9 protein-coding genes and 1 riboswitch are annotated in these 11,495 nt (G+C 41.8%); of the genes, 3 read left to right on the forward strand and 6 right to left on the reverse strand.

All coding sequences use genetic code 11. The features are described from left to right. Positions 1 to 297: 297 nt before the first annotated feature. The 4 genes from QM874_RS05590 to zapA all read right to left on the reverse strand — a co-directional run bounded on the left by QM874_RS05590 (position 298) and on the right by zapA (position 5,246). Positions 298 to 1,620, reverse strand: a complete 1,323-nt coding sequence (locus QM874_RS05590) for an alanine/glycine:cation symporter family protein (RefSeq protein ID WP_414316545.1) — start codon at positions 1,618 to 1,620, stop codon at positions 298 to 300. Positions 1,621 to 1,710: 90 nt separating this feature from the next. Further along, positions 1,711 to 1,799, reverse strand: a riboswitch (glycine riboswitch). A gap of 146 nt (positions 1,800 to 1,945) precedes the next feature. Beyond that, positions 1,946 to 4,282, reverse strand: coding sequence for an endonuclease MutS2 (locus QM874_RS05595; RefSeq protein WP_414316546.1), 2,337 nt, complete (start codon positions 4,280 to 4,282; stop codon positions 1,946 to 1,948). A 116-nt stretch (positions 4,283 to 4,398) separates the two neighbouring features. Further along, positions 4,399 to 4,947: a CvpA family protein gene (locus tag QM874_RS05600; protein ID WP_414316547.1), complete on the reverse strand. Its 549-nt coding sequence runs from the start codon at positions 4,945 to 4,947 to the stop codon at positions 4,399 to 4,401. Further along, positions 4,944 to 5,246, reverse strand: coding sequence for a cell division protein ZapA (gene zapA / locus QM874_RS05605; protein ID WP_414316548.1), 303 nt, complete (start codon positions 5,244 to 5,246; stop codon positions 4,944 to 4,946). Before zapA ends, QM874_RS05600 begins: the two co-directional genes overlap by 4 nt. An 87-nt stretch (positions 5,247 to 5,333) precedes the next feature. Here zapA and rnhC point away from each other — a divergent pair, with 87 nt between their 5' ends. The 3 genes from rnhC to QM874_RS05620 all read left to right on the forward strand — a co-directional run bounded on the left by rnhC (position 5,334) and on the right by QM874_RS05620 (position 9,300). After that, a complete protein-coding gene (gene rnhC / locus QM874_RS05610; RefSeq protein ID WP_414316549.1) occupies positions 5,334 to 6,215 on the forward strand; it encodes a ribonuclease HIII in 882 nt (293 codons plus the stop codon). Positions 6,216 to 6,218: 3 nt separating this feature from the next. After that, entirely contained in the window at positions 6,219 to 6,833 is a 615-nt protein-coding gene (lepB, locus tag QM874_RS05615; RefSeq protein WP_414316550.1) for a signal peptidase I, read from the forward strand. 100 nt (positions 6,834 to 6,933) lie between these two features. After that, on the forward strand, positions 6,934 to 9,300 hold the full coding sequence (locus QM874_RS05620; protein WP_414316551.1) for an ATP-dependent RecD-like DNA helicase: 2,367 nt from the start codon (positions 6,934 to 6,936) through the stop codon (positions 9,298 to 9,300). A gap of 46 nt (positions 9,301 to 9,346) precedes the next feature. On the opposite strand, the gene tig is transcribed toward QM874_RS05620, so the two are convergent. Both tig and QM874_RS05630 read right to left on the reverse strand, forming a co-directional pair. Beyond that, a complete protein-coding gene (gene tig, locus QM874_RS05625) occupies positions 9,347 to 10,630 on the reverse strand; it encodes a trigger factor (protein ID WP_414316552.1) in 1,284 nt (427 codons plus the stop codon). Positions 10,631 to 10,856: 226 nt separating this feature from the next. Next, positions 10,857 to 11,489 (reverse strand): response regulator, encoded by a 633-nt coding sequence (locus tag QM874_RS05630; RefSeq protein WP_414316553.1) that lies wholly within the window; start codon positions 11,487 to 11,489, stop codon positions 10,857 to 10,859. Positions 11,490 to 11,495: the final 6 nt, after the last annotated feature.

Raw genomic sequence — 11,495 nt, forward strand, 5'->3', positions numbered from 1 at the left:
TGCAAATAAAGGATATCATAAAAGATGTACTCTTGAATTTCATTCATCTTATGACAGAATACTCTTCGAAAATCTCTTCAAACCGCGTCAACGTCGCCTTGCCGTATATATGTTACTGACTTTGTCAGTTCTATCCACAACCTCAAAACAGTGTTTTGAGCAACCTGCGGCTAGTTTCCTAGTTTGCTCTTTGATTTTCATTGAGTATAAAATAAAAGACTAGCCCTAGTAGTGAAAAAACTAGCATCTTACAAACAGATGCTAGCATTTCCTTTAAATGGAAAGATCAATCTTACATTATTTAGCAAAATACTTCTTCGTCTCAGCGATAACGACTGGAGACAAGGCTAAGAGGGCAATCAGGTTTGGTAGAGCCATGAGGGCATTAACAATATCCGCAATGACCCAGACCATATCCAGCTCGATAAATCCTCCCAGCAAGACCATGAGTACAAAGACCACACGATAAAGCCAGATAAAGCGAACGCCAAAGAGAAACTCAAAACAACGCTCTCCATAATAGTTCCAACCCAAAATCGTGGTAAAGGCAAAAAGTACCAAGAAGATTGTTAGAAGAGCAGGTCCAAAGAAAGAGAAGACTGTAGAAAAAGCTGACTGAGTTAGAGCAACACCATCTAAATTACCATTCCAAACCCCAGTCACCAAGATTGTCAAACCAGTCAGGGTACAGATAATCAAGGTATCAATAAAGGTTCCTGTCATGGAAATTAAACCTTGCTCCACCGGTTCGTTGGTCTTAGCTGCCGCAGCCGCAATGGGAGCTGAACCCAAGCCAGACTCGTTTGAGAAGACACCACGCGCCACACCATTTTGAATAGCCATCCGAACACTAGCTCCTGCAAATCCTCCCACTGCAGCTATGGGACTAAAAGCTGATGTGAGGACCAGTGAAAGTGTTGCTGGTACTTTATCGATATTAAAGAAAATAACTGTCAAAGTTCCCAAGATGTAGACAATAGCCATGAAAGGAACAACTGTGGTTGAAACCTTAGAAATGGACTTGAGCCCACCAAAGACTGCGATTCCTACGAAAATAGATAAAACAAGTGCAGTAATTGTCGGATCAATACTAGCCGTATTTTGCACGGATTCTGTAATGGAATTCACCTGGGTAAAAGTACCAATCCCTAAAAGTGCAACTAGTACTCCAGCTACAGCAAAGAAGATTGCAAGAGGGCGCCATTTTTCGCCCATCCCTAGAAGGATATAATGCATCGGTCCTCCTGCTACCGCACCATGGTCATCCTTGGTTCGATATTTAATAGCAAGTAGTCCTTCTGCATACTTGGTTGCCATTCCAAAGAAAGCAGCCACCCACATCCAAAAAAGAGCACCTGGTCCACCAACCTTGATAGCCGTTGCAACCCCGATAATATTTCCTGTACCAACAGTTGCTGCTAGGGCTGTACACAAGGCAGCAAAGCTCGAAACATCACCCTGCCCCTTGTCTTTAGCAAAAATCAACTGAAAGGCTTTTGGTAAACGAAAAATTTGTAAGAGCCCTAGACAAATGGTCAGATACAATCCTGTTCCCACTAGCAAAATTAAGAGAGGTGGTCCCCATACTAGAGCATCCAGCTCTTTTAGCAAATTTAACATAGCATTCTCCTATCTATTCAACCCCAAAAGAAAGAGCACATGTTAAAAACATGTACTCTGGAATGCATCGATAAATGCCAAAAAGCGCTCTATCATTGCTCTGTCCTTTTACCTGAGAGTTTGAGCAGTTGCCTGCCTTGCCCCTTCGGTGCCTTTACGGTCTCTCCAGAGTTCCGTCCATTTACAGTCATGGAGCATCAACTGATTCTCCACTTCTATTAAACTTCATTCGGTGTTGTATTTAATTTTTTCTTATTTTACAAGAAAATTTAGCTCTTGTCAATTATTTTCAGAAAATTTTATTATAATTTTCATTTGTTTCACTTTATCCCTTAAAGGTTACAATGGTTGCGCCAGATCCACCTGCATTTTGTGGTGCATAGCCAAAGCTCTTGACTTGCTTGTTTCTTTGTAAGTATTTGGTTACTCCTTCACGGATGACTCCTGTACCGATACCATGGATGATATCAACTTGAGCCATGTTGTTGAGCAGCGCTTGGTCGATAAAGGCATCCAAGGCTTCCATAGCCTCCTCGTAGCGTTTGCCACGAAGATCTAGTCGAGCCTGTGGGCCTTTGCCTGCTGCACGTTTGACGACGTTGACTTGTTTCTTCTTGACTGGTGCTTCTTGCTGAGCCTGAACCAAGTCAAACTCTTTTTCCTCAAGCGTCATCTTGATTAAGCCAACTTGAGCTTCCCAGCGACCATCCTTGAGTTGATTAGTCAAGGTACCTCGTTGACCATAGCTTAAAACGATGATATCATCCCCAACTTTTGGAGCTCGTTTTTTCTTAGCCTTTTGTAGGACCTTATTTTTAGAAAGATCAACTTTTTCAGGTGCTAATTTTTTGAGCTGAGCCTTGGCTTCGATAATCTCATGTGGTTTTAGTTGAGATTTGCTGTGAAGATTTTTTAGAATATCGTCACTTTCAGCCAGAGCTAAGTCAACAATATCCGCAGCTTGTTCACGCGCTTTATTGAGTTCTGTTTCCTTTTCACGATTGAGTTCATTGTAGAGTTTTTTAAGGGCACGGTTCATCTTGAGATTTTCTTGCTCGACTTGGCGAATATTCTCAAGACGTTTACGGCTTTCAAGCGTCTGCTCTTCCAATTGTTCAATAATGCGATTGACATCATTGTCTTGATTAATCTGCTTGCTAGCGTCACCTACGATGACATCTGACAACCCTAGACGTTTAGCAATCTCAAAGGCGTTACTTCGACCAGGAACCCCTTGCATAAAGCGATAGGTAGGGCGCAAGCTAGCTGTATCAAACTCCATGCTGGCATTTTGAACATAGGCCGTTTCAATCCCGTAGGCCTTGAGTTCAGGATAGTGAGTGGTTGCCATAGTCTTGACCTGACGCAAACGCAAGTCTTCTAGGATAGACATGGCAAGGGCTGCTCCTTCTTGAGGATCTGTACCAGCACCAAGCTCATCAAGAAGCAAGAGCGAGTTTTGGTTAACCTTCCCCAGAATATCTACGATATTGGTCATGTGACTAGAGAAGGTTGAAAGACTTTGTTCGATGGATTGTTCATCTCCAATATCCGCAAAGACCTCCTCGAAAATCCCCACACGACTGCCCTTATCGGCTAGAATTGGCAGTCCAGACTGGGCCATCAATTGCGTCAAACCTAAGGTCTTCAGCATGATGGTCTTACCACCCGTATTGGGACCAGTGATGACGATAGCTGTTAGATCCTGACCAAAATGCACATCATTGGCAACAGCATTCTTCACCAAGGGATGACGCACGTGAAGGAGTTGAATCTCCTGTCCCTCAGATACTTGAGGAACTACTGCTTCCGTTTCTTGGATAAAGCGAACCTTGGCCCGAATCAAGTCTAAATGTCCAATAATCCAGGCATCATTTGCGATTTCAGCCGCGTGCGGTCTTACACGTTCAGAGAGTTCCTGAAGGATACGCATCATCTCATAGCGTTCATCTGCACGAAGACTGGCGATTTCCTCACTCAACTTGACCACTTCACGAGGTTCGATATAAACAGTGTTCCCACTGGCAGAAATATCATGTACTACACCAGCAATCTTGTTACGATAGGTATTCTTAACTGGAAGAACTTGGCGACCATTTCTACTTGCGATGATACCTTCCGTCAACATCTGGGCCTTTTGTTTGAGAAGGTCTTGCAGGACATCACGGACTTGACTTTCACTATCATGGATTTTTCGACGGATTCGTGCCAAGTCCTCACTAGCAAAGTTCTCAATAAATCCAGCTTCGTTGATGGCTTGTAAATTTCCCTGTAAATGTGGAAAATCATGAAGTTTCTCAAACCAACTTGCCAGGTGATCCAAACGTACATTTTCAAGATTGTCATAAAAATTCTGCAATTCACGACTGGCAAATATGACACGTTTGAGTAGAAGAAATTCCTCGATGTTGAGATCTGCTCCCATTTCTAAACGTTTGCAGGTTGCAGCAATGTCTTTTGTTCCCGAGATACTGAAGTGAGGATGCTCAACAAAGAGCTCTTGCATTTCTTCCATCTCTGCAAAAGCTTGCTTAATCTTATCCCCTTTATCTGTCGGAACTAGCCCTTTTAACTGCTCTAATCCCTGCTCGGTCAAAATATGGGGCTCAAATAAAGCCTTGACCTTATTAAATTCTAATGTTTCTAGTATTTTTTTATTCATTTTCTTTTCCTTAGTTATAAGCCTAGGAACCCTGTATTCAAGTTCTCAAGCTTTCTTAAAAGTCTCCTTAACTTTTGGAATTGTAAACAAAAGGCTAGGAATAATTCCCGCCCTTTTTATCCGATTAGTTTGGTTACCCAGAGTTGTTTAATCAAGTCAGTAGTCACTGGAATACTTTGAATCATATGTTTGGCTACTAGACTATTTTCAAGTGAATTTTGAACGATTGCTAGGGGCACAGTCGCAAGGATGGTCAGCATCATCTGAAGGACAAATATGGTCACTCCAACTGATAAGACTCCTGCACCGATGCGAAAATATTTGCCACCTAACTTTTTGGTTGGTACTAGGTTAAAAAAGAGTCCAATCAAACGACCGATGCAGTAAAATACGGCAAAGGCTAAGAGATAGCCAATACCTGCATAAAAGACCTTGTCCAATTGGAAGAGCTGGTCAGATGAGAAGAAAAAGGTACCCTGCCCTTCCTGGGGATTGGCATAAGGAATCAACAAGTGAAATGTTTCTCCCAATGACTGATAAAAATTCCCCGCAAAATAAGCTGAGACGATTGTAGCTAGGAGATAATAAACTTGTAGGACCAAGCCTCTGCGATAGCCGATATAAAAACTCCAAGCCAGAACCAATAAAAGAAAGATGGAAATCATAGTGAGTCCTCAATCTTGCTATGCTCTTGTTTAGTCGCTACAACTTGATGACGAAGGGCGTCTAATTCTTGCTCCTTATCATCAAATTCAATCTCACGGCTGAGTTGGGTTGACAAGCTATTGACTGCTAATAAAATAGCGATTGTCTCATCATCCGCTCCAGGCATTTGCTCTTTAATTGCTTCATATTTTTCAGTTGCAACCTTGGCAACTTCCTCCATAAAGAGGTTGTCATGCTCAGTTGTTAGGGTCAATGTTTTTTTGCCGAATGTAAACTTGTATCGATTTAAATTTGCCATAAAAATTCACCTCACGATATTATACCAAATTTCACTAAGTTTGTCAGTTTTTACCAATTCTACGGCTTTTATGGTACAATAAGAACTATGGCAAGTATTACATTAACCCCGAGTGAAAAGGAAATCCAAGTCTTTGTTCAGCAATATGAACAAGCACTGACTCCTAGTAAAAATCCTTATATTCGCTACTTTTTAAAACTCCCACAGGCAAGTGTTTCCATCTATACATCTGGGAAAGTGCTCTTGCAAGGAGAAGCTGCTGAAAGTTACGCCAGTTTTTTTGGCTATCAAGTCAGTCAAGGAACTAGCGGACAAAATTTCCCTTTGCTTGGGACAGATGAGGTTGGGAATGGCTCCTACTTTGGTGGTCTGGCTGTAGTAGCATCTTTTGTGACTCCTGACCAACATGACTTCCTGCGAAAATTAGGTGTTGGGGACTCTAAGACTCTGACAGACCAAAAGATTCGTCAGCTTGCCCCTCTCCTTAAAGAGAGAATCCAGCACCAAGCTCTACTGCTTTCTCCAAGTAAGTATAACGAAGTCATTGGTGAGCGCTACAACGCTGTTTCTGTTAAGGTAGCCTTACACAATCAAGCCATTTTTCTCCTTCTCCAAAAAGGAGTTCATCCTGAAAAGATTGTTATCGATGCCTTCACTAGTGCTCAAAACTATGATAAATACTTAAAAAATGAAGCCAATCATTTTTCCAATCCAGTTAGTCTGGAGGAAAAAGCAGAAGGCAAATACTTAGCAGTCGCAGTAAGCTCTATCATTGCGCGTGATCTCTTTCTGGAAAATTTAGAAAATCTGGGTAGAGAACTTGGTTATCAACTTCCAAGTGGGGCTGGGACAGCTTCTGACAAGGTAGCTAGCCAAATCCTTCGTGCTTATGGTATACAGGGGCTCAACTTCTGCGCCAAACTACACTTTAAAAATACTGAAAAAGCAAAAAAAATGCTAGAAAGGTAAATTATGAAATATTTAAAATCATTTTTAAAAGAGTGGGGAGTTATCTTCCTACTTATTACACTAGTAGGTCTTAGCCGTCTCTTTCTCTGGAGGAATGTCAGTGTAGAAGGACATTCGATGGATCCTACCCTGGCAGATGGAGAAGTCCTCTTTGTGGTTAAACATCTCCCAATCAATCGTTTTGATATTGTGGTTGCTCATGAAGACGATGGGAACAAGGATATCGTTAAACGGGTCATTGGTATGCCAGGAGATACTATCCGTTACGAAAGCGACAAGCTCTATATCAATGGTCAAGAAACTGATGAGCCCTATTTAGCAGAATACCTTAAGCGTTTCAAGGAAGATAAACTCCAAAGCACTTATACTGGAACTGGTTGGGATGGTAAAAAGGGAGAATACTTTAGAACTTTAGCTCAAAAGGCTCAGGCCTTTACCCTAGATGTTAATTACAACACTAGCTTTACCTTCACTGTTCCAGAAGGAGAATACCTCCTCCTAGGTGATGACCGTCTGGTATCTAGCGACAGTCGACATGTTGGTACCTTTAAGGCAAAAGATATCACTGGTGAAGCCAAATTCCGCTTCTGGCCACTCAAACGTATCGGAACATTTTAAAAACTAGGAAGAGGCCGAGAATTTTCCATCTCAGCCTCTTCTCATTCTATTTTGATTAAGTCTGGGATAAATTTTCTCAGACACTATTGTAAGGAATTTTATGGAAGTTTATTTTTCAGGCACCATTGAGCGCATTATCTTTGAAAATGTCAGCAATTTTTTCCGTATTTTACTTCTAGATATTGAGGATACCAATGCTGAAGACTTTGATGATTATGAAATCATTGTCACAGGTACCATGGCTGATATCATTGAAGGAGAGGAATACACTTTTTGGGGACAAATCGTCCAACACTCCAAGTATGGGGAACAACTACAAATGACTCGCTATGAGAGAGCCAAGCCGACTAGTAAGGGCTTGGTCAAGTATTTCTCCAGCAGTCATTTCAAGGGAATTGGACTCAAAACAGCCCAGAAAATTGTGGATATTTACGGTGAAAACACTATTGACAAAATCTTAGAAAATCCAGACAAGCTCCAGTCTATCTCTGGCCTCTCTGCTAAAAATCGTGAAGCCTTTGTCTCAACCCTTCGTCTTAATTACGGAACAGAGATGGTCTTAGCCAAACTGGCTAATTACGGCATCCCAAATAAGCTAGCCTTTCAGATTCAAGACTTCTACAAGGAAGAAACGCTAGATATTGTCGAGAACTATCCCTATCAACTGGTCGAGGATATCAAGGGTTTGGGATTTACCATCGCTGACCAATTGGCCCAAGAATTGGGGATTGAGAGCCAGGCTCCTGAGCGCTTCCGTGCGGGTCTTGTCCATAGTCTCTTTCAAGGTTGCATGGAGACGGGAGATACCTATATGGAAGCTAGAGACTTGTTGGAGCAAACCCTCAACCTTCTTGAATCCTCCCGTCCAGTCGAACTAGATCCGAGTCAAGTTACCCAAGAACTTGCTTATCTGATTGAAGAAGATAAGGTCCAGCAGATTGATACTAAAATCTTTGATAATAGCCTCTTTTTTGCAGAAGAAGGGATTCGCAGTCATCTCATCAGAATCCTCGAAAAAGGTCAAAGTAAAAAACAGGATCTAGAGACTATTCAAGACCATATCACAACTGTTGAGGAAGAACTGGAGATTAAGTATGATAGTATTCAAAAACAGGCCATCTGCGATGCTATCCAAAACAAGGTCTTTATCCTTACAGGTGGACCTGGTACTGGTAAGACAACTGTTATCAATGGCATTATCGCTGTCTATGCTCTTTTGGAAGGACTGGACCTCAAGAAAAAGAGCAATTTGCCTATTCTCCTAGCTGCTCCCACTGGTCGCGCAGCTCGTCGCATGAATGAATTGACAGGTCTACCAAGCGCTACCATTCACCGCCACCTGGGCATGACTGGAGACGATGACACCAGCCATCTAGAAGATTATCTGGATGCTGACTTTATCATCGTGGATGAATTCTCCATGGTAGATACTTGGCTGGCCAACCAGCTCTTCTCCAACATCTCTTCAAACAGTAAAATTCTCATCGTGGGTGATAGCGACCAGCTGCCTTCTGTCAGTCCTGGTCAAGTCCTAGCTGACTTGCTCCAGATACCAAGTATCCCTCAAACACGTTTGGAACGAATCTACCGTCAGAGCGAAGAATCAACCATCGTCACTCTTGCAAGTCAGATTCGTCAGGGAATATTGCCTGCAGATTTTACCCAGAAAAAAGCAGATCGCTCCTACTTTGAAATCGCTAGTAACCATATCCCTGCTAGCATTGAAAAAATCCTAGGTGCTGCTATCAGAAGTGGCATCCCTGCTCGTGATATTCAGGTTCTTGCCCCTATGTACCGTGGAACTGCTGGTATTGATGCCCTCAACCAGCTCATGCAAGACCTACTCAATCCTCCACAAAAAGACCAGCTTAGCTTTGAAGCTCCTCAGTGTCACTATCGAACAGGAGATAAGGTCATTCACCTAGTCAACGATGCAGAGGTCAATGTTTTTAATGGAGACTTAGGCTATATCACAGACTTGATTCCAGGAAAATACACCGAGTCCAAGCAGGATGAAATTGTGATTGATTTTGACGGCAATGAGGTCTCCTATCCTCGAAATGAATGGTACAAGATTCGCTTAGCCTATGCCATGAGTATCCATAAGTCTCAGGGTAGCGAGTTTCCAGTTGTTATCCTGCCTATCACCAGTGCAAGTAAGCGCATGCTAGAACGCAATCTCATCTACACTGCTATCACTCGTGCCAAAAGTAAACTAATCCTACTAGGTGAATTACAGGCCTTTGACTATGCAACTCAACATATCGGAACAGCTCGTAAGACCTATTTGATTGAGCGTTTCGCTGACTTAATGGAGAGCGCCGAGGAAACAACCCATCTTGTAACCGATACTGCCACTTCAACAGACACTGAACAATCCTACATCCTAACCGAAGAAAACTGGACTAGTATCCCAGCTATGATTGGGATTAGCCAAGAAGACCTACAAGAATTTTTCGGAAAATAAAGCATAAGAAAACCCACCGATTCGGTGGGATTTTTATCTTTTCAGATTATTTTACTGTTGCAGTGCTTGTGATTAATTCAACAGCTTTTTTGATTGCGATATCGTGTTTCAACATTTCAGCTGAAAGCAAGCTTTGTACTTGTGCAACTTCCATGTTGTAATCTGCAGCCAATTGCTCGATTTCTTTTTGGATTTCTTCGTCAGTAGCGTCAAATCCTTCAGCTTTCGCAACTGCTTCGATAACAAGGTTAGTCTTAGTACGTGACTCAGCTTCTGCTTGGTATTGGTTGTGAAGGTCTTCTTGAGTAGTTCCAGTGATTTGGAAGTACATGTCAGGGTTAATACCTTGACGTTGCAAGTTTCCAAGGAACTCATTTACTGAACGGTGAACTTCTTCGTGGATCATTTCTTCTGGAAGTTCCACGATTTCAGCGTTTTCTACAGCTTTATCAATTGCTGCACCTTCAACTGCATCCTTGTATGCTTCTTCTTTAGCAGCAGCCAATTCGTTGCGATATTTTTCTTTCAATTCAGCAAGTGTTTCAACTTCTTCATCAATGTCTTTTGCAAGCTCATCGTCAAGAGCTGGAACTTCTTTAGCTTTTACTTCGTGGATAGTTGTTACGAATTTAGCTTCTTTACCAGCAAGATCTTCTGCTTGGTAGTCTTCTGGGAATGTTACGATAACGTCTACAGTTTCACCAGCTGAGTGACCTACCAATTGGTCTTCAAATCCAGGGATGAATTGACCTGAACCAAGTCCAAGTGAGAAGTTTTCACCTTTTCCACCGTCAAATTCAACACCGTCGATAGAACCAACAAAGTCGATAACAACAGTGTCGCCGTTTTCAGCAGCAGCTTCTTTGATCACCAATTCAGCCAAGTTATTGCGTTCGCGTTCGATACGCTCTTCAACGTCAGCGTCAGTTACTTCTTTTTCTACATCTACTGATACTTCAAGGTTTTTGTAGTCACCCAATTTAACTTCAGGTTTTGTAACAACTTCAGCTGTGATAACCCAGTCTTGACCTTTTTCCATTGAAGTCACGTCAATTTTTGGTTGCGCAACGACTTCAAGACCAGCTTCTTTTACAGCTGCTTCATAAGCGTTTGGCAAAAGAGCGTTCATAACGTCTTGGTAAAGTGACTCTTCACCAAATTTCTTGTCAAAGATAGGACGTGGAAGGTGACCTTTACGGAAACCAGGAACGTTAAGAGATTTCTTTACTGAGTTAAATACACGATCCAATTCTGGTTTGATTTGGTCTTGAGAGATAGTGAAAGTCAAGACACCACGGTTTGTTTCTTTGTTTTCAAATGATACAGACATTCTGTCATTTCTCCTTAAAATTTTTTAATACAGTCCATTATACCATATAGTAACGACTTTTTTCAAGTCAGAAATGAGTTTTCAGGACTTCATGAGACTCTTCCTTGCTTCTAGATTTTTTCATACTCTTAATTCACTAAAAATCCTCGATTGACTAAGGAAAAACTTGAAAATTCTTCTCCTAAGAATAAATCTTGCTTTGGGAAAGTAAATCTTGCTTTCACATCTAGAAGTCCTCATGTCCCACCAAATGATGTTGAAAGGCATAAACTGCTGCCTGGGTACGGTCGCTAACCTGAAGTTTGGCAAGAATATTAGAAACATGAGTTTTCACCGTCTTGAGTGAGATAAACAATTCATCGGCAATACGCTGATTTTCATAGCCTTTAGCGATTAGTTGAAGGACATCTCGTTCACGAGCTGTCAGATCTTCATGTAGTTCGACGTGATTACGGTTGTATTCTATCTTCTTGCTCACCTCTTGTTCAATAGCAAACTCACCAGCTGCTACCTTACGAACAGCGTGCAGCAACTCATCTGCGCTCGACGTCTTGAGCATATAGCCTCTAGCCCCAGCATTCAAAACCGGCATGATTTTTTCATTGTCTAGGTAAGAAGTCACAATCAAGATTTTAGCCTCCGGCCATTCTTTGAGAATAGCTAGAGTTGCGTCAATCCCATTGACTTCAGGCATAACAATATCCATCACAATCACATCGGGACGAAGCTCTAAGGCCATGGAAATCCCTTCTGCGCCATTAGTTGCTTCTCCAACAACCTCTACATCATCTTGTAGTTCAAAATAACTTTTTAATCCAAGACGCACCATTTGGTGGTCATCTACTAATAATAGTTTCATTTTATT

It is taken from the genome of Streptococcus infantis (assembly GCF_047463615.1).
GTDB classification, from domain to species: Bacteria; Bacillota; Bacilli; order Lactobacillales; family Streptococcaceae; genus Streptococcus; species Streptococcus infantis_X.

Bases quoted from the DNA above. Each gene is read 5' to 3' on its own strand.
- QM874_RS05590 (WP_414316545.1), bottom strand. From the start codon at position 1,620: ATGTTAAATTTGCTAAAAGAGCTGGATGCTCTAGTATGGGGACCACCT.
- QM874_RS05595 (WP_414316546.1), bottom strand. From the start codon at position 4,282: ATGAATAAAAAAATACTAGAAACATTAGAATTTAATAAGGTCAAGGCT.
- QM874_RS05600 (WP_414316547.1), bottom strand. From the start codon at position 4,947: ATGATTTCCATCTTTCTTTTATTGGTTCTGGCTTGGAGTTTTTATATC.
- zapA (WP_414316548.1), bottom strand. From the start codon at position 5,246: ATGGCAAATTTAAATCGATACAAGTTTACATTCGGCAAAAAAACATTG.
- rnhC (WP_414316549.1), top strand. From the start codon at position 5,334: ATGGCAAGTATTACATTAACCCCGAGTGAAAAGGAAATCCAAGTCTTT.
- lepB (WP_414316550.1), top strand. From the start codon at position 6,219: ATGAAATATTTAAAATCATTTTTAAAAGAGTGGGGAGTTATCTTCCTA.
- QM874_RS05620 (WP_414316551.1), top strand. From the start codon at position 6,934: ATGGAAGTTTATTTTTCAGGCACCATTGAGCGCATTATCTTTGAAAAT.
- tig (WP_414316552.1), bottom strand. From the start codon at position 10,630: ATGTCTGTATCATTTGAAAACAAAGAAACAAACCGTGGTGTCTTGACT.
- QM874_RS05630 (WP_414316553.1), bottom strand. From the start codon at position 11,489: ATGAAACTATTATTAGTAGATGACCACCAAATGGTGCGTCTTGGATTA.